The following is a 16,821-nucleotide window of genomic DNA, read 5'->3' on the forward strand; positions in this document are numbered from 1 at the left end:
GCAGGAGATGTCCATCGCCGCAAACGCTCGATTCAGGGCGGTTAGTGCAGGCCCTGGATGTAGCTGGAGACTGCGGCAATGTCTTCGTCGCTCAGACGCTTGGCGATTGTCTGCATGGTCATGGTGTCGCCGTCGTTGTTGCGGCCGCCTTCTTCCTTGCGGAAATCGGTCAGTTGCTTGGCGATGTATTGAGCGTGTTGACCACCCAGATGCGGGAAGCCGGCGGCGGCGTTGCCGGCGCCATTCGGCGAGTGGCAGCCGGTGCAGGCTGGCAGGCCCTTGGTCAGGTTTCCGCCGCGGAACAGCGCTTCACCGCGCGCGACGAGCTTCGGATCGGCGGCGCCGACGCTACCTTTCTGACTGGCGAAGTACGCGGCCATGTCGGCCAGATCCTGATCGCTCAGGTTGGTCAGCAGGCCAGTCATTTCCAGAACGGTGCGCTTGCCCGACTTGATGTCGTGCAGTTGCTTGGTCAGGTAGCGTTCACCCTGACCGGCCAGTTTGGGAAAGTTGGGTGCCATGCTGTTGCCGTCCGGGCCATGGCAGGCTCCGCATACGGCAGCTTTTGCCTGGCCGGCGGCGGCATCACCGGCAGCATGGGCGAAGCCTGAAATTCCCACGGTCAACAGCAGACTCACGATCAATTTGTTCATCAGCTAATCCAACTACGGCTAAGGGTTAAGAGTTATGGACCGGGTTTACTCTCGCTCATCCAAAGGATGATGGCCTGGTAATCCTCGGCACTGCAGTCCATGCACAAACCACGCGGCGGCATCGCCTTGAAACCCTGGGTCACGTGTTGCACCAGCGTCTCCATACCTTTCGCCAACCTCGGCGTCCAAGCTGCCTGATCGCCTCTTTCGGGCGCCATGGGTAGTTGGCCGGAATGACAGGCACCACAAACACGGTTGTACACGGCTTCCGGTTCCTGTGTAGCCTGTGCGCCGCAAAGCGGTATCAGGACTCCGGCAGCCAGCAGCCATTTCGTCATAAAACGACCTTTTCAGGGTTGAGAGCGTTCTGCGTTCTGATGCGCAATCAAGGTCTTTGGCTCTCGTGAACTTCATCCTTCGCTGGGACAAAGCACACACAAAATCTGCGGCATTATATACTGGCGTCACTGAAACGGAAGCGACACCGCGTTCCGCGCCCAATCCCGGCGCCGCCCACATCGGAAATCCCATGCAACTCAAGAATCCCATCCTCGGCCTGTGCCAACAGTCCACGTTCATGCTCAGTGCCGCCAAAGTCGATCAATGCCCTGACGACGAAGGTTTTGAAGTGGCGTTCGCCGGTCGTTCCAACGCCGGTAAATCCAGCGCACTGAATACCCTGACTCACGCCAGCCTGGCGCGCACCTCGAAAACCCCGGGTCGCACACAGCTGTTGAACTTCTTCAAGCTAGACGATGAACGGCGTCTGGTCGACCTGCCGGGCTACGGTTATGCAAAAGTCCCGATCCCGCTCAAGCAACACTGGCAGCGTCACCTCGAGGCTTACCTCGGTGGCCGCGAGAGTTTGAAGGGTTTGATTCTGATGATGGACATCCGTCATCCAATGACCGACTTCGACCTGTTGATGCTCGACTGGGCCGTTGCGGCCGGCATGCCGATGCACATCCTGCTGACCAAGGCCGACAAGCTGACCTACGGCGCCGCCAAGAACACGCTGCTGAAAGTGCAGGCGGAAATCCGCAAGGGCTGGGGTGATCTGGTGACGATCCAGCTGTTCTCGGCGCCAAAACGCATGGGCCTGGAAGAGGCCTACACTGTGTTGGCAGGCTGGATGGAGCTGGCAGACAAAGGCGCCGAAGCGGCGGCCGAGGCAGAATAGGGGAATTTCAAAACTCTCTGTGGTGCTGCCAGGCAAGGCAAAAGTGCTGGTAAAAAGCGCAGTTTAGGGAACCTGAATGAGCATTTTGACTAGCGCTTTTAACGCAGCATGACTGCGCTACAGCCGATTTTGAGGCAAAAAAAGCCCCGGACTTCATATGGGGAGGGAGAAGTTCCGGGGTTCAAGTTCCGAACCGCTAGGGCGGGGTTCAGATATCTGCCAACACTTAACACAACATAGGAGCATCGAAGGGCTTCACCAGCCATTCAGTATCTCTGAGTAGTGAGTCGTCAGATTAGTTCAGATTTTTTTCAAAAAGCTTTGGAATAACCCCAAGCGCGTTTGGAAATAAGCGCGTTTCGGGCGTTTGCCGCGACAGTGTGTCACGGCAAACGCCCAAGCTAGACGCCTCAGTGCGCCTCATCCCAGTTGTTGCCGACGCCGACTTCCACCAGCAACGGCACGTCCAGTTTCGCCGCTTCGCTCATGTGCAGGCGGATTTCCTGACTCACCTGATCGACCAGATCCTCGCGAACCTCCAGTACCAGTTCGTCGTGCACCTGAAGGATGACTTTGGCGTCCAGCCCGGACGATGCCAGCCAGTTATCCACCGCCACCATGGCTTTCTTGATGATGTCCGCTGCGGTGCCCTGCATTGGCGCGTTGATCGCCGTGCGTTCGGCGGCAGCGCGTTCCTGCGGCTTGTTGGAGTTGATTTCTGGCAGGTACAGACGACGACCGAAGAAGGTCTCGACGTAACCCTGATCCGCTGCCTGCTTGCGGGTGCGCTCCATGTATTCGCGCACACCCGGGTAGCGGGCGAAGTAGGTGTCGATGTAGGCCTTGGCGGTCTTGGTGTCGACGCCGATGTCCTTGCCGAGTTTCTGCGCGCCCATGCCGTAGATCAGGCCGAAGTTGATCGCCTTGGCGCTACGGCGCTGGTCGGAAGTCACTTCGTTCAGCTCGACCTTGAACACTTCAGCGGCGGTCGCGGTGTGCACGTCCAGATTGTTGCGGAAGGCATTCATCAGGCCTTCGTCCTTGGACAAGTGGGCCATGATCCGCAGTTCGATCTGCGAATAGTCCGCCGCCAGCAGTTTGTAGCCTTTGGGCGCGACGAATGCCTGACGGATACGGCGGCCTTCGGCGGTACGCACCGGAATGTTCTGCAGGTTCGGATCACTGGAAGACAAGCGCCCGGTCGATGCCACGGCCTGGTGGTACGAGGTGTGGATACGCCCGGTGCGCGGGTTGATCTGCTCCGGCAGGCGATCGGTGTAGGTGCTTTTCAGCTTGCTCATGGAACGGTGTTCCATCAGCACTTTCGGCAGGCGGTGATCATCCTCGGCCAGTTTCGCCAGCACTTCCTCGGCTGTCGATGGCTGGCCCTTGGCGGTTTTCTTCAGCACCGGCAGGCCGAGTTTTTCGTAGAGAATCACGCCCAGCTGCTTGGGCGAGCCGAGGTTGAATTCTTCGCCGGCGATTTCGAACGCTTCGCGCTCCAGCGCGACCATCTTGTTGCCCAGTTCGATGCTCTGGATGCCGAGCAGTTCGGCATCGACGAACGCGCCCTGACGCTCGATGCGCGCCAGCACCGGCACCAGCGGGATCTCGATGTCGGCCAGGACGCTGGCCAGGCTTGGGATCGCGCTGAGTTTTTCGAACAGGGTCTGGTGCAGACGCAGGGTGATGTCGGCGTCCTCGGCGGCGTAAGGGCCGGCCTGCTCCAGAGCGATCTGGTCGAAGGTCAGCTGCTTGGCGCCTTTGCCGGCGATGTCCTGGAAGCTCACGGTGGTGTGATCCAGGTACTTCTGCGCGAGGCTGTCCATGTCGTGGCGGGTGGCGGTGGAATTGAGCACGTAGGACTCAAGCATGGTGTCGAAAGCGATGCCGCGCACGGTGATGCCTTCGTTCTGATCACCGCCGATGGCGCAGTTGGCCAGAATGTTCATGTCGAACTTGGCGTGCTGGCCGACCTTGAGCTTGTTCGGGTCTTCCAGAATCGGCTTCAGCGCGCGCAGCACTGTGTCGCGATCCAGTTGCTCGGGCACGCCGATGTAGGAGTGGGTCAGCGGGATGTACGCCGCTTCGTTGGCCTGCACCGCGAACGACAGGCCGACCAGTTGCGCCTGTTGCGCGTCGATGCCGGTGGTTTCGGTGTCGAAAGCGAACAGCTTGGCGTTGTTCAGTTTCTCCAGCCAGACATCGAAGCGCGCCTGATCGAGGATGGTTTCGTAAGTAGCTTCGGCAGGGGCGGCGGGCACTTCGGCTGGCGGCGCGCTGAACAGATCGCCAGCCGGCGCAGGCTCGGTAGCGGCACTCAGTTCCTGGCGCTTGGCATCGCGATCCAGATCATTGATCCAGCTTTTGAATTCCAGCAGGGTGTACAACTCGTAGAGCTTGGCCGGGTCTTCCGCGCCCATTTGCAGGTCATCGAGGCCGATGTCCAGCGGCACGTCGACCTTGATGGTCGCCAGTTGATAGGAGAGGAAGGCCATCTCCTTGTGCTCTTCGAGCTTGGCCGGCAGGGTCTTGGCCCCACGAATCGGCAGGGTCGGCACGATGTCGAGATTCGCGTACAGCTCGGTCAGGCCGCCGTTGACGCCGACCAGCAGGCCGGAAGCGGTCTTCGGACCGATGCCGGGAACACCCGGAATGTTGTCGGAAGAATCGCCCATCAGCGCCAGATAATCGATGATCTGCTCGGGAGCGACGCCGAATTTCTCCTTCACGCCCTCCACGTCCATCGAGCTACCGGACATGGTGTTGACCAAGGTAATGTGGCCGTCGACCAGTTGCGCCATGTCCTTGTCGCCGGTGGAGATAATCACCGGGCGATCTGCCGCTGCGCTGCTGCGCGCCAAGGTGCCGATCACGTCGTCGGCCTCGACGCCTTCCACGCACAGCAGCGGGAAACCGAGGGCGATCACGCTCTGGTGCAGCGGTTCGATCTGCACGCGCATGTCGTCGGGCATGCTCGGACGGTTGGCCTTGTATTCGGCGTACATCTCGTCGCGAAACGTCCCGCCCTTGGCGTCGAAGACCACGGCGAACGGACTGTCCGGATACTGCTTGCGCAGACTCTTGAGCATGTTCAGCACACCTTTGACCGCGCCGGTCGGCAGGCCTTTGGAGGTGGTCAGCGGTGGCAGGGCATGGAAAGCGCGGTACAGGTAAGACGAACCGTCCACCAGGACGAGGGGGGCTTGGCTCATGAGCAGAATCAACCTTTTCGGCGGGCCCGGCGCTAGAATAGCGGGACCGTTGACGACAAAGGGACAAGGTTATCATGCGTACGTTAAATCGCTTGCTGCTGGTCGGTTTGATTGCTGCCTCACCATTGGCCGCGATCGCGGCGGATGATGCGCCGTCGGGAGATCCTGAAGTCACCATTCGCACGGAAGGCGACAAGACGATTCAGGAATATCGTCAAAACGGGTTCCTGTACGCGATCAAAGTCACGCCGAAGGGCGCGCCACCTTACTTTCTGGTGCGCGCAGACGGGACGGATGCAAACTTCATCCGCTCGGATCAGCCGGATATGCTGATTCCGTCGTGGAAAATTTTCGAATGGAAGTAGATTTTTAATTCACCCGGTGCCGCGATTGGCGGTGCCCGTACTGGCAGTTAAAACATGTCTGTGTTCACCCCCCTGGCTCGGCCCGAGCTGGAAACCTTTCTCGCCCCTTACGGGCTCGGCCGTCTGCTCGATTTCCAGGGGATCGCCGCCGGCAGCGAAAACACCAATTTCTTTATCAGCCTTGAGCAGGGCGAATTCGTCCTGACCCTGGTCGAGCGTGGCCCGGTGCAGGAGATGCCGTTCTTCATCGACCTGCTCGACGTGCTGCACGAGGCCGATCTGCCGGTGCCTTACGCACTGCGCACCACCGACGGCGTGGCGTTGCGTGAGCTCAAGGGCAAACCGGCGCTGCTGCAACCGCGGCTGTCCGGCAAACACATCAAAGTCGCCAACGCTCAGCATTGCGCGCAGGTCGGCGAGTTGCAGGCGCATCTGCACCTGGCGACCCAGGGCGAGCGCATGATCAAGCGCAAGACCGATCGTGGCCTGGACTGGATGCTGGAAGAGGGCAGCGAGTTTCTCTCGCACCTGAGCGACGAGCCGCGTGCGCTGCTGCACAAGGCGCTGGAGGAAATCACGGCGCAGAAAGACAGAATCCTCGCGCTGCCACGGGCCAACATTCACGCCGACCTGTTCCGTGATAACGCGATGTTCGAAGGGACGCACCTGACCGGGTTGATCGACTTCTACAACGCCTGTTCGGGGCCGATGCTCTATGACGTGGCGATTGCCTTGAATGACTGGTGTTCGGACGAGGAAGGCTTGATTGACGGGCCGCGCGCCCGCGCATTCCTTGGCGCGTATGCGGCGCTGCGTCCGTTCACTGCCGCCGAAGCGGAGCTATGGCCGACCATGTTGCGCGTGGCGTGTGTGCGGTTCTGGCTGTCACGGTTGATCGCCGCCGAGCAATTTGCCGGGCAGGACGTGCTGATTCACGATCCGCAGGAGTTCGAGCAGCGCTTGGCGCAGCGGCAGCAGGTCAGCACCCCTCTGCCGTTCGCGCTTTAAATTGTGGCGAGCGAGCTTGCTCGCGCTGGGTTGCGAAGCGGCCCCAAAATTCTGGCAGTCAGCCTGATTTTTGTGAGTGCTGCGCACTCAAGCGGGAGCAAGCTCCCTCGCCACAGGTTTTGCGTTGTTACAACGATTCCAGGCACCCGGCCAGATCGTTGCCCAGCTTCTCCAGCACCTGCTCATACCCCTGAGCCGTCGCCGGCGTATAGCCGCCCAGCGCATCCAACTCCGCCAGTTTCACCGGCAGACCCGCTACCAGCGTCTCCGCCAGGCGTGGACGCAACGGTGGTTCGCTGAACACACAGGTCTTGCCGACTTCCTGCAGGCGTTTGCGCATTGCCGCCACATGCTGCGCGCCGGGCTGCACTTCCGCCGCCACACTGAACACGCCGGTGTGCTTCAGGCCGTAAGCCTCTTCAAAGTAATCAAACGCCTCGTGGAAGACAAAGTAGGGCTTGCCCTCAATGCCGGCCAGACGTTGCTTCAAACGTGCATCCAGCGCATCGAGGCGCTCATCGAAGGCCTTGGCATTGCTCTGATAACGCTCGGCATTCGCCGGGTCCGCAGCGCTCAAATCAGCCGCCATCCTGTCGGCAATCACCCGCGCGTTGACCGGCGATAACCACAAGTGCGCGTCCAGGGTGCCCGGGCGATGATCGTGATCATGCTCGTCGGCGTCTTCGGCGTGGGAGTGGCTGTCTTCGGCAAAGCGGCGCAGTTTCATGCCCGGCAGATCCTGCACGGCCACGCTCGGCAGCGTGCGACCGTTCAGCACGCGGGGCAGGAATCCTTCCATGTCCGGGCCGATCCAGTACAGCAGGTCCACCGATTGCACCTTCCGTACGTCGGACGGGCGCAGCGCGTAGTTGTGCGGCGAGGCACCCGGTGGCAGCAGCACTTCCGGAATGGCGATCCCGTCCTGCACCGCCGCGGCAATCAACTGCAGCGGTTTGATGCTAGTGAGGACCCTGACCTCGGCCTGAGCCGAACCGATCAGCAGAAAACTGGCGATAAAAGCCACAAAAACAGAAAAAAGTCGGGACACGATGACCACTCAATGAGGCGAGAACGGGTAACATAATAACGTCTCTATCAAAACTCGTCGCCGCCCATGCCTATTACACCGATTGCCAGCCGTCCCCACGACCACTCTCATTGCGTGCACAGCGCACTGACCGAGGCCGATACTTTGTGCGCCCAGAAAGGCCTGCGCCTGACTGCGCTGCGCCGGCGCGTGCTGGAACTGGTGTGGCAGAGCCACAAGCCACTGGGCGCCTACGACATTCTCGCGGTACTGAGCGAGCAGGACGGTCGCCGCGCCGCGCCGCCGACCGTGTACCGCGCGCTGGATTTCCTGCTGGAAAACGGCCTGGTGCACCGCATCTCCTCGCTCAACGCCTTCGTCGGTTGCGTGCATCCCGAGCATGCGCATCAGGGCCAGTTCCTGATCTGCCGCGAGTGCCACGCTGCCATCGAGCTGGAACAGAAAGCCATCAGCGACGCGATCATCCACAGCGCCAAGGATGTCGGTTTCATCGTCGAAGCGCAGACCGTCGAAGTGGTCGGCCTGTGCTCCGGTTGCCAGGGGGCTTGATGAGCAACCCGTTGATCCGTCTTGAGCAGGTCGCCGTCACTTTTGCCGGGCAGACCGTGCTGGACAACATCGAGCTGAGCGTCGAGCCGGGGCAGATCGTCACCCTGATCGGCCCCAATGGCGCCGGCAAGACCACTCTGGTGCGGGCCGTGCTCGGGCTGCTGAAACCGGACAGCGGCAGCGTCTGGCGCAAGCCGAAACTGCGCGTCGGCTACATGCCGCAGAAACTGCACGTCGATCCGACCCTGCCGCTGTCGGTTCTGCGCTTCCTGCGCTTGGTGCCCGGCGTAGATCGTCCGCGTGCGCTGGCAGCGCTCAAGGAAGTCGGCGCCGAACACGTCATCGACAGCCCGGTGCAAAGCGTGTCCGGCGGTGAAATGCAGCGCGTGCTGCTGGCCCGGGCGCTGCTGCGCGAGCCGGAGCTGTTGGTGCTGGATGAGCCGGTGCAGGGCGTCGATGTCGCCGGGCAGGCCGAGCTGTACAGCCTGATCACCCGCCTGCGTGACCGTCACGGCTGCGGCGTGCTGATGGTGTCCCACGATTTGCATCTGGTGATGAGCACCACCGATCAGGTGGTTTGTCTGAATCGCCACGTCTGTTGCTCCGGGCATCCCGAGCAGGTCAGCGGCGATCCGGCGTTTGTCGAGCTGTTCGGCAAGAATGCGCCGAGCCTGGCGATCTATCACCACCATCACGACCACGCCCACGACCTGCACGGTTCGGTGGTCAAGGCGCCCGATGCGGGCCACACCCACGTTCACGGAGACCACTGCAAGCATGGCTGATTTTCTGTTGTATGCCCTGCTTGCAGGTCTGGCGCTGGCGCTGGTGGCCGGGCCATTGGGTTCGTTCGTGGTCTGGCGGCGCATGGCCTATTTCGGCGATACCCTGTCACACGCTGCGCTGCTTGGCGTGGCCCTGGGCTTTCTGCTGGATGTCAGCCCGACGGTCGCGGTGACCGTCGGCTGCCTGTTGCTGGCGGTGCTGCTGGTGACCTTGCAACAGCGCCAGCCGCTGGCCTCCGACACGTTGTTGGGAATTCTCGCACCGAGCACGCTCTCTCTCGGGCTGGTGGTACTAAGCTTCATGCATGAAGTGCGGATCGACCTGATGGCCTATCTGTTCGGTGACCTGCTGGCGATCAGCCCGACCGATCTGGCGTGGATCCTCGGCGGCAGCGCGGCAGTGCTGATATTGCTCGTCACGCTGTGGCGGCCGCTGCTGGCGATCACTGTGCATGAGGAATTGGCCAAGGTCGAAGGTCTGCCGGTGGCGGGCCTGCGCATGGCGCTGATGTTGTTGATTGCAGTGGTGATCGCGGTGGCGATGAAAATCGTCGGGGTGTTGCTGATTACTTCGCTGTTGATCATTCCGGCGGCTGCGGCACAGCGTCACGCCCGTTCGCCGGAGCAGATGGCGCTGGGCGCGAGCCTGCTGGGCATGCTCGCGGTGTGTGGCGGGCTGGCGCTGTCATGGTTCAAGGACACCCCGGCGGGGCCGTCGATCGTTGTGACGGCGGCCGCACTGTTTCTGCTGAGTTTTGTTCTGCCCCGTCGAGGGGTGTAGACTTGCTCGCTTTTTGCGCAATTAGAGAGTCGCAGGAATGAAGCCGTTCGCCTCCCGTTATCTGCTCCTTGTCGCATTTTCCGTGCTGCTGGGCGCCTGCCAAAGCACGCCGCCGGTGGCCGAAGCCCCCGACGCGCGGGCCACGGCCATCGCACAGCTGGAGCAAAGCCTGGCCAGTAGCGAACTGGCCACCGCTGAAGACCAGTTGGCCGCGTTGCAGGCACAAAACCCCAACGATCAGTCCCTCGAGCAATATCAGCGCCAGTTGGCCGAGGCCTACCTGCGCCGCAGCCAGATCGTATTGCAGAAAGGCGATGTGAACGCCGCAGCCACCGCGCTGAGCCGTGCCCGTGCCCTGATGCCCAAAGCCCCGGCGCTGACCGGTGGCGTCAATGGCGCCATCACCGAAGCGCGCAAAGCCGAGCTGGAGAAAGCCGAAGCGGCGCTGCTGGCGGCCGAAGCCAAACCGAAAGCCAAGGTCATCGATCCGACTGCCGAAAGCACCACGGTGGCGCTGAACATCAACGATAGTCGCAAACTTCGCCGGCAACTCGACGCGATCGCCGCCGATGTGGTGAATTACGAGTGTGCCGTGAGCATTCAGGCGCCGCGCACTCAGGACTACCCTTGGCTGGCGACGTTGCTGAAAAAGCGTGTGAAGAAACTGAATCCGGATTTCGAGCTGCGGATCGAGAAACAGATTCTGCGTACGGTGCCGGCGCAGATGGTTCTGATTCCAGCCAAACCCTAAAAGCTTCGCGAGCAAGCCCGCTCCCACAGGTACAGCGTGAACCCTGTGGGAGCGGGCTTGCTCGCGAAGGCGTCCTCTCAGCCAGCCAAGAACTTAAGCTGGAATAGCCTTGGCCTTAGGCTCCCGCGCCCAAACCCGATGCTGCCCGATCGCCGTGAAGAACGGCTTGGTCAACCCCGGTACATCCTTGCCCTGCAGCAACCCCGCATCCGCCTCGAGCTTCAGCAGATCCTGCAATTGCTTGGCCTCGCCGTGCAGCGCAATCGCCTTCAGGTGCTTGTAGGCCTCCAGCAGGTAATGCAGCGCCACGCCGTCGCCACTCAACGCCTTGATCGACGCCGCGCCACCTGGCACGAACACCGCATCGAAGATTACCGATGGCATGCCCTCCATGGACGCGTCCACCGGCAGGGCTTTGCCGTCGGCAGTCTTCACCGGTGCCGAAGTCGGGCCGAGCAGCTTGGCGTGCGCACCTTCTGCTTCCAAGGCCTTTTTCATCGCATCAATCGCTGCACCATCGACGCCGTTAGCGGCAAGAATCGCCACTTTTCGGGTTTTGATGTCCTCTGGCAGCAGGTTGGCCTGACTCAGCGCCGGCGAATGATCGAACGAGGTTTTACGCACCTCGACCGTGCCTTTGCCTGGCGCTGGCAATCCGAGGTTGGCCGCCACGCGTTTAGCCAGTTCCAGGTCGATGTTGGCGAGAATCTCGTTCACCTGCCGCGCACGGATGAACTCACGTTCGACCTTGCCCAGCTCGAAGCTGTACGCGGCGATGATGTGCTCCTTCTCGTGCTCACTCATGCTGTTGAAGAACAGCCGCGCCTGCGAGAAATGGTCGCTGAACGACTCGCTGCGCTGGCGGATCTTGTTCGCATCGATGCGTTCCGGGTAACTCTCGAAGCCGCCGTCCTGCGCGGCTGGCGGGGTTTCTTTCGGCCAGCCGCCATCGATCGAGTTCGGCTCGTAGGACGCGCGCCCCTTGTCGATCACTGTGCGGTGCTGGGCGTCGCGCTGGCCGTTGTGGAACGGTGCCACCGGGCGGTTGATCGGCAGCTCATGAAAGTTCGGCCCACCCAGTCGGCTGATTTGCGTGTCGGTGTAGGAAAACAGCCGACCTTGCAGCAGCGGGTCATTGGAGAAGTCGATGCCGGGCACGATGTGGCCGGGGCAGAACGCGACCTGCTCGGTCTCTGCAAAGAAGTTGTCCGGGTTGCGGTTGAGGGTCATCTTGCCCAGCGGGGTGATCGGCACGATTTCTTCGGGGATCAGCTTGGTCGGGTCGAGGATGTCAAAATCGAAGTCATGTTCGTTTTCCTCCTCGATGATCTGCACGCCCAGCTCCCATTCCGGGTAGTCGCCCATCTCGATGGCTTCCCAGAGATCGCGACGGTGGTAATCGGTGTCTTTACCGGCGAGCTTCTGCGCCTCGTCCCACACCAGCGAGCAGGTGCCGGCGGTCGGGCGCCAGTGGAATTTGACGAAGCGCGATTTGCCCTCGGCGTTGATCAGGCGGAAGGTGTGCACGCCAAAGCCCTGCATGCTGCGCAGGCTTTTCGGGATCGCCCGGTCGGACATCGCCCAGATCACCATGTGCGCCGATTCCGGCACCAGCGAGACGAAGTCCCAGAAGGTGTCGTGGGCCGAGCCGCCAGTGGGGATCTCATTGTGTGGCTCGGGCTTCACCGCGTGGACGAAGTCGGGGAACTTGATCGCGTCCTGAATGAAGAACACCGGCATGTTGTTGCCGACCAGATCGAAGTTGCCCTCATCGGTGAAGAACTTCACCGCGAAACCGCGCACGTCGCGCACGGTGTCACCGGAACCGCGTGGCCCCTGCACCGTGGAAAAACGCACGAATACCGGGGTCTTTTTCCCCGGGTCTTGCAGGAAGCCGGCCTTGGTCAGTGTCGAATGGTTCTCGTAGGCCTGGAAGAAACCATGGGCGCCGGTGCCGCGCGCGTGAACGATGCGCTCCGGAATGCGTTCGTGGTCAAAGTGCGTGATTTTCTCACGCATGATGAAGTCTTCCAGCAACGACGGCCCGCGCGGGCCGGCTTTGAGCGTGTTCTGGTTATCGGCGACCTTTACCCCTTGGTTGGTGCGCAGGGCCTGGCCGGTAGCGTCGGAGCGAAATTTCTCCAGGCTGTCGAGTTTGGCGTTGGTGTTGGCGCGATCCTTGGTATCGGTTCCGGCCAGCTGGCTTTTGTCGGTCGTAGGTTTCTTGCTGCTCATCAGACGTAAACTCCTCGGTTGACCCCGTTTCGACGGGGACTCTTGAGCGTTTCCGGGCACGGTTACCCAGGGTTTCAAGTCGCTTAACTAGTGACCAATGAGCGGGAACGGGCGTTCCTTTTTTATGACCTTTGATCTTGTTATTGCCAAATTGAAGGTTAATTGCGAAATAAATGCTAAGAACCTCTATACGGACAGGCTAAAATGCGCGCCCGGCTAACCGCTGATCCTTTTCTAACGCGCCCCACAAGGTTCGCTACGTGATCGAGTTTCAAAACGTCCACAAAACTTACCGCGTCGCCGGTAAGGACATCCCCGCCCTGCACCCGACCAGTCTTTCAATTGAAAACGGTCAGGTCTTCGGCCTGATCGGCCATTCCGGTGCGGGAAAAAGTACCCTGCTGCGTCTGATCAATCGCCTGGAAGACTCCAGCGGCGGCAAGATCATCGTCGACGGCGAAGAAGTCACCGCGCTGGACGCCAACGGCCTGCGCCGTTTCCGCCAGCAAGTCGGGATGATCTTCCAGCACTTCAACCTGCTCGCCTCCAAGACCGTGGCCGACAACGTCGCGCTGCCGCTGACCCTGGCCGGCGAACTGTCGAGCAGCGAGATCAATCAGCGCGTCGCCGAATTGCTGGCGCGGGTCGGTCTGTCGGATCACGCCAAGAAGTATCCGGCGCAGCTGTCCGGCGGCCAGAAGCAGCGCGTCGGCATCGCCCGCGCCCTGGCGACCAAGCCGAAAATTCTGCTGTGCGACGAGGCCACCAGCGCCCTCGACCCGCAGACCACCGCGTCGGTTCTGCAACTGCTGGCCGAGATCAATCGTGAACTGAAGCTGACCATCGTCCTGATCACCCACGAGATGGACGTGATCCGTCGCGTCTGCGATCAAGTCGCGGTGATGGACGCCGGGGTGATCGTCGAGCAGGGTTCGGTGGCCGATGTGTTCCTGCATCCGCAGCACCCGACTACCAAGCGTTTCGTTCAGGAAAGCGAGCAGATCGACGAAAGCGAACAACGCGATGACTTCGCTCACGTGCCGGGTCGCATCGTGCGTCTGACCTTCCAGGGCGAAGCGACCTACGCGCCGTTGCTCGGTACCGTTGCCCGGGAAACCGGGGTCGACTACAGCATCCTCGCCGGTCGCATCGACCGCATCAAAGACATTCCTTACGGGCAATTGACCCTCGCCGTCACCGGTGGCGACATGGAAGCGGCGTTCGCCCGCTTCACCGCCGCTGACGTTCATATGGAGGTGCTGCGTTAATGGAAATGCTCAAGGCTTTCTTCGAGAACATCGATTGGCTGGAAATCTGGCTGGCCACTGGCGACACCATGCTGATGCTCGGTGGTTCGCTGCTGTTCACCGTATTGCTCGGTCTGCCGCTGGGCGTGCTGCTGTTTCTCTGCAGCCCGCGTCAGTTGCTGGAAAACCGAGGCCTCTACGCCTTCATGTCGTTGGCGGTGAACATCCTGCGTTCGTTGCCGTTCATCATTCTGTTGATCGTGATGATCCCGTTCACCGTGCTGATCACCGGCACTTCGCTGGGCGTGGCCGGTGCGATTCCGCCGTTGGTGGTAGGTGCGACCCCGTTCTTTGCGCGTCTGGTGGAAACCGCCCTGCGTGAAGTCGATCGCGGCATCATTGAAGCCACCCAGTCGATGGGCGCGACCACCCGGCAGATCATCATGAACGCCTTGCTGCCGGAGGCCCGTCCGGGCATCTTCGCGGCGATTACGGTGACCGCGATTACACTGGTGTCCTACACGGCGATGGCCGGTGTGGTCGGTGCCGGTGGTCTGGGTGACCTGGCGATCCGTTTCGGCTATCAGCGTTTCCAGACTGACGTGATGATCGTCACCGTGGTGTTGCTGCTGATTCTGGTGCAAGTGCTGCAAATGGTAGGTGATCGACTGGTCGTGCATTTCTCGCGCAAATAACCGGTTTTTGTAATCAAGAAATGAGCCGGCCATTCGCTGGCAGGCGCCAGACGGGCGCCTCATAAGGAGTTAGCTGAATGAAAAAACTGATCGCTGCTTTCGCTGCCGTAGCCGCTTTTTCGGCCCACGCCGAAACCCTGACTGTCGCCGCCACCCCGGTGCCACACGCGGAAATCCTCGAATTCGTGAAGCCTGCCCTGGCCAAAGAAGGCGTGGATCTGAAGGTCAAGGTCTTCACCGACTACATTCAGCCGAACGTGCAGGTGGCCGAGAAGCGCCTGGACGCCAACTTCTTCCAGCACCAGCCATACCTCGATGAGTTCAACAAGGCCAAGGGCACCAGCCTGGTGGCGGTGACCGGCGTGCATCTGGAACCACTGGGCGCCTACTCGAACAAGATCAAGGATCTGAAGGACCTGCCAAGCGGCGCCAACGTGGTGATCCCGAACGACGCCACCAACGGTGGCCGTGCGCTGTTGCTGCTGGCCAAGGCTGGCCTGATCACCCTGAAGGATCCGACCAACATTCTGTCGACCCCGAAGGACATCGCGCAGAACCCGAAAGACCTGAAAATCCGTGAACTGGAGGCCGCGACCATCCCGCGCGTGCTGACCCAGGTCGATCTGGCGCTGATCAACACCAACTACGCGCTGGAAGCCAAGCTCGATCCGTCCAAGGATGCGCTGGTGATCGAAGGCAACGACTCGCCGTACGTGAACATCCTGGTGTCTCGTGCGGACAACAAGGACAGCGCCGCGATGCAGAAACTGGCGGCTGCGCTGCACAGCCCGGAAGTGAAGAAATTCATTACCGAGAAGTACAAAGGCGCGGTATTGCCGGCGTTCTGATTTAGATTGCTTGTCTAGTCCTGAAATAGGTTTACACCTGTTTCACCCTGACGCCCGATGCACCGCATCGGGCGTTTTGTATTTCAAAGACAGGTGCGGACGCTCACCGTTGTAGATCGATACCGACTCACTCACCATCTTCTTCGCCTGCGTTAAATCCTGTGGTCGCTGGAGCATAAGCTCTGTCTTTAATATCCCGTTGACCCGCTCTGCCAAGGCATTTTGGTAGCAGTCATAGCCGTCCGTCATTGAGCATCGAATACCGTACTTCGCGTGCAACGCTTGGTACATCCCCGAGCAATATTGGATACCTCTATCTGAATGATGCACCAACGGCTGCTCTGTCCGACGGTGCTTTACCGCCCGGCGCAGTGCCTGTGCTACCGACTCGGTGTGAAGGCTTTCATGGACGTGATAGCCCACGATCTTTCGCGAAAAAGCATCCGTTACCAGGCTCAGATAGGCCACACCGTCCTGAGTGGGCAAATAGGTGATGTCAGCCACCCAGACTTGTTCCGGGCCGCTTGGAACAACCTGATCAGGACCTGGCTTGAGCAGGTTCGGGTGGCGGTGAAAGCGATGATGACTATTGGTCGTCTTGTGATAAGACCGCTTGCGAGCTACCAATAAACGTCTTTCCCGCAGAATCGAAAACAGCCGATCTCGACCCACTTGCAGTTCAAGTTGGGGCTGGCAATGCAGCAAGTAATGCAGCTTTCGGGTGCCCAAACGCGGCTGCCGCTGACGTTTTTGCTGAACGAAATCGGCAACCTTCTGATCCAGCCCCAGACGAGCAGCATCGGCGCGATTGCGTTTGTAGTAAGCCTGTCGGCTTATCCCCATGAACTGGCAAGCCCTGCTGATGCTCAGGTTTTTGATTCGTTTTTGCGCGAGGACTTGCCGGGACGCTTTTTTACGACAGAGAGACCGTAGTCATTCTTCAAGACATCCACGACCGCCTCGAAAAACTGCGCTTTCTGATTGGACAGAGCTAACTGCTCTTCAAGCTCTTTGATGCGTTGCTCTGGCGTTAATGGTCGGTTTTTGTCGGGCATAGACCCCATCCTCGGCGAGCCAATGTATCTGCCTGGGCTCCAATCCTGCCGACCGTGCTTGCGTAACCACGTCAGAACGGTCGTTTTGCCTTGAATCCCGTAGCGCTCCTGAGCCTCTTTATAACTCAGCTCGCCTTTTTCGACCTGATCGACGACCGACAATTTAAAGGTCAGCGTGTAGTCTCGCTGACTACGCCTTTTTGCTGATTCCATTACGTCCTCCTGAAAAACAGATCAGAAGGTGTAAACCTTATTCAGGACGGGACAGCTGCAACGAAAAGGGGGCGCCATGAGCGCCCCCTTTTTTGTGCCCGGAACACCGTCCCTGTGGGAGCGGGCTTGCTCGCGAATGCGGTGTGTCAGCCAACATTTCTTTATCTGACCCACTGCATTCGCGAGCAAGCCC

General features: G+C 60.4%; 15 protein-coding genes and 1 pseudogene. 10 read left to right on the forward strand and 6 right to left on the reverse strand.

Going from position 1 to position 16,821, the window contains the following annotated elements; genetic code table 11:
• Window positions 1-41: 41 nt before the first annotated feature.
• Window positions 42-653 (reverse strand): c-type cytochrome, encoded by a 612-nt coding sequence (locus ACS4NR_RS22125; protein WP_456018347.1) that lies wholly within the window; start codon window positions 651-653, stop codon window positions 42-44.
• Between the two features lie 32 nt (window positions 654-685).
• Window positions 686-991 carry a c-type cytochrome gene (locus tag ACS4NR_RS22130; protein ID WP_041073683.1) on the reverse strand — a complete coding sequence of 102 codons (306 nt, stop codon included), beginning with the start codon at window positions 989-991 and terminating at the stop codon, window positions 686-688.
• Between the two features lie 191 nt (window positions 992-1,182).
• On the opposite strand from ACS4NR_RS22130, the gene yihA reads away from it, so the two are divergent.
• Window positions 1,183-1,833, forward strand: a complete 651-nt coding sequence (gene yihA / locus ACS4NR_RS22135) for a ribosome biogenesis GTP-binding protein YihA/YsxC (RefSeq protein WP_095139742.1) — start codon at window positions 1,183-1,185, stop codon at window positions 1,831-1,833.
• A 410-nt stretch (window positions 1,834-2,243) separates the two neighbouring features.
• Here yihA and polA read toward each other — a convergent pair whose 3' ends face one another.
• Window positions 2,244-5,048, reverse strand: coding sequence for a DNA polymerase I (gene polA / locus ACS4NR_RS22140; protein WP_456018348.1), 2,805 nt, complete (start codon window positions 5,046-5,048; stop codon window positions 2,244-2,246).
• 74 nt (window positions 5,049-5,122) lie between these two features.
• On the opposite strand from polA, the gene ACS4NR_RS22145 reads away from it, so the two are divergent.
• Together ACS4NR_RS22145 and ACS4NR_RS22150 are read left to right on the forward strand one after the other, a co-directional pair.
• Entirely contained in the window at window positions 5,123-5,413 is a 291-nt protein-coding gene (locus ACS4NR_RS22145) for a DUF2782 domain-containing protein (RefSeq protein WP_095139740.1), read from the forward strand.
• A gap of 54 nt (window positions 5,414-5,467) precedes the next feature.
• Window positions 5,468-6,421 carry a homoserine kinase gene (locus ACS4NR_RS22150; RefSeq protein ID WP_443533462.1) on the forward strand — a complete coding sequence of 318 codons (954 nt, stop codon included), beginning with the start codon at window positions 5,468-5,470 and terminating at the stop codon, window positions 6,419-6,421.
• Window positions 6,422-6,548: 127 nt separating this feature from the next.
• On the opposite strand, the gene ACS4NR_RS22155 is transcribed toward ACS4NR_RS22150, so the two are convergent.
• Window positions 6,549-7,469 carry a zinc ABC transporter substrate-binding protein gene (locus ACS4NR_RS22155; protein WP_443533464.1) on the reverse strand — a complete coding sequence of 307 codons (921 nt, stop codon included), beginning with the start codon at window positions 7,467-7,469 and terminating at the stop codon, window positions 6,549-6,551.
• A 66-nt stretch (window positions 7,470-7,535) separates the two neighbouring features.
• Here ACS4NR_RS22155 and ACS4NR_RS22160 point away from each other — a divergent pair, with 66 nt between their 5' ends.
• Genes ACS4NR_RS22160 through ACS4NR_RS22175 form a run of 4 tightly spaced genes read left to right on the forward strand, consistent with a single transcriptional unit; the run spans window position 7,536 to window position 10,335 of the window.
• Window positions 7,536-8,018: a Fur family transcriptional regulator gene (locus ACS4NR_RS22160; RefSeq protein WP_007962761.1), complete on the forward strand. Its 483-nt coding sequence runs from the start codon at window positions 7,536-7,538 to the stop codon at window positions 8,016-8,018.
• On the forward strand, window positions 8,018-8,803 hold the full coding sequence (gene znuC, locus ACS4NR_RS22165) for a zinc ABC transporter ATP-binding protein ZnuC (protein ID WP_095139737.1): 786 nt from the start codon (window positions 8,018-8,020) through the stop codon (window positions 8,801-8,803). Before ACS4NR_RS22160 ends, znuC begins: the two co-directional genes overlap by 1 nt.
• Window positions 8,796-9,584: a zinc ABC transporter permease subunit ZnuB gene (znuB, locus tag ACS4NR_RS22170; RefSeq protein WP_095139736.1), complete on the forward strand. Its 789-nt coding sequence runs from the start codon at window positions 8,796-8,798 to the stop codon at window positions 9,582-9,584. Before znuC ends, znuB begins: the two co-directional genes overlap by 8 nt.
• A 37-nt stretch (window positions 9,585-9,621) precedes the next feature.
• Window positions 9,622-10,335, forward strand: a complete 714-nt coding sequence (locus ACS4NR_RS22175) for a PA5502 family lipoprotein (protein ID WP_253150590.1) — start codon at window positions 9,622-9,624, stop codon at window positions 10,333-10,335.
• A 93-nt stretch (window positions 10,336-10,428) separates the two neighbouring features.
• Here ACS4NR_RS22175 and katE read toward each other — a convergent pair whose 3' ends face one another.
• Window positions 10,429-12,570 (reverse strand): catalase HPII, encoded by a 2,142-nt coding sequence (katE, locus tag ACS4NR_RS22180; protein WP_456018349.1) that lies wholly within the window; start codon window positions 12,568-12,570, stop codon window positions 10,429-10,431.
• Window positions 12,571-12,830: 260 nt separating this feature from the next.
• Here katE and ACS4NR_RS22185 point away from each other — a divergent pair, with 260 nt between their 5' ends.
• From ACS4NR_RS22185 to ACS4NR_RS22195, 3 genes are all read left to right on the forward strand, one after another.
• Window positions 12,831-13,838: a methionine ABC transporter ATP-binding protein gene (locus ACS4NR_RS22185; protein ID WP_027610230.1), complete on the forward strand. Its 1,008-nt coding sequence runs from the start codon at window positions 12,831-12,833 to the stop codon at window positions 13,836-13,838.
• Window positions 13,838-14,512, forward strand: a complete 675-nt coding sequence (locus ACS4NR_RS22190; RefSeq protein ID WP_027610229.1) for a methionine ABC transporter permease — start codon at window positions 13,838-13,840, stop codon at window positions 14,510-14,512. Before ACS4NR_RS22185 ends, ACS4NR_RS22190 begins: the two co-directional genes overlap by 1 nt.
• A 77-nt stretch (window positions 14,513-14,589) precedes the next feature.
• The gene (locus tag ACS4NR_RS22195) at window positions 14,590-15,360 is read left to right on the forward strand and encodes a MetQ/NlpA family ABC transporter substrate-binding protein (RefSeq protein WP_027610228.1); all 771 of its coding nucleotides are present in this window, start codon (window positions 14,590-14,592) and stop codon (window positions 15,358-15,360) included.
• Between the two features lie 14 nt (window positions 15,361-15,374).
• Here ACS4NR_RS22195 and ACS4NR_RS22200 read toward each other — a convergent pair.
• Window positions 15,375-16,628, reverse strand: a pseudogene (locus ACS4NR_RS22200) (IS3 family transposase).
• Window positions 16,629-16,821 lie beyond the last annotated feature (193 nt).

The organism is Pseudomonas sp. JQ36, from assembly GCF_053851495.1.

Excerpts from the sequence above, each read along its gene's own strand:
- ACS4NR_RS22190 (WP_027610229.1), top strand. The coding sequence starts at position 13,838 with ATGGAAATGCTCAAGGCTTTCTTCGAGAACATCGATTGGCTGGAAATC.
- znuC (WP_095139737.1), top strand. The coding sequence starts at position 8,018 with ATGAGCAACCCGTTGATCCGTCTTGAGCAGGTCGCCGTCACTTTTGCC.
- yihA (WP_095139742.1), top strand. The coding sequence starts at position 1,183 with ATGCAACTCAAGAATCCCATCCTCGGCCTGTGCCAACAGTCCACGTTC.
- ACS4NR_RS22145 (WP_095139740.1), top strand. The coding sequence starts at position 5,123 with ATGCGTACGTTAAATCGCTTGCTGCTGGTCGGTTTGATTGCTGCCTCA.
- znuB (WP_095139736.1), top strand. The coding sequence starts at position 8,796 with ATGGCTGATTTTCTGTTGTATGCCCTGCTTGCAGGTCTGGCGCTGGCG.
- ACS4NR_RS22195 (WP_027610228.1), top strand. The coding sequence starts at position 14,590 with ATGAAAAAACTGATCGCTGCTTTCGCTGCCGTAGCCGCTTTTTCGGCC.
- polA (WP_456018348.1), bottom strand. The coding sequence starts at position 5,048 with ATGAGCCAAGCCCCCCTCGTCCTGGTGGACGGTTCGTCTTACCTGTAC.
- ACS4NR_RS22125 (WP_456018347.1), bottom strand. The coding sequence starts at position 653 with ATGAACAAATTGATCGTGAGTCTGCTGTTGACCGTGGGAATTTCAGGC.
- ACS4NR_RS22160 (WP_007962761.1), top strand. The coding sequence starts at position 7,536 with ATGCCTATTACACCGATTGCCAGCCGTCCCCACGACCACTCTCATTGC.
- ACS4NR_RS22130 (WP_041073683.1), bottom strand. The coding sequence starts at position 991 with ATGACGAAATGGCTGCTGGCTGCCGGAGTCCTGATACCGCTTTGCGGC.
- katE (WP_456018349.1), bottom strand. The coding sequence starts at position 12,570 with ATGAGCAGCAAGAAACCTACGACCGACAAAAGCCAGCTGGCCGGAACC.
- ACS4NR_RS22175 (WP_253150590.1), top strand. The coding sequence starts at position 9,622 with ATGAAGCCGTTCGCCTCCCGTTATCTGCTCCTTGTCGCATTTTCCGTG.
- ACS4NR_RS22150 (WP_443533462.1), top strand. The coding sequence starts at position 5,468 with ATGTCTGTGTTCACCCCCCTGGCTCGGCCCGAGCTGGAAACCTTTCTC.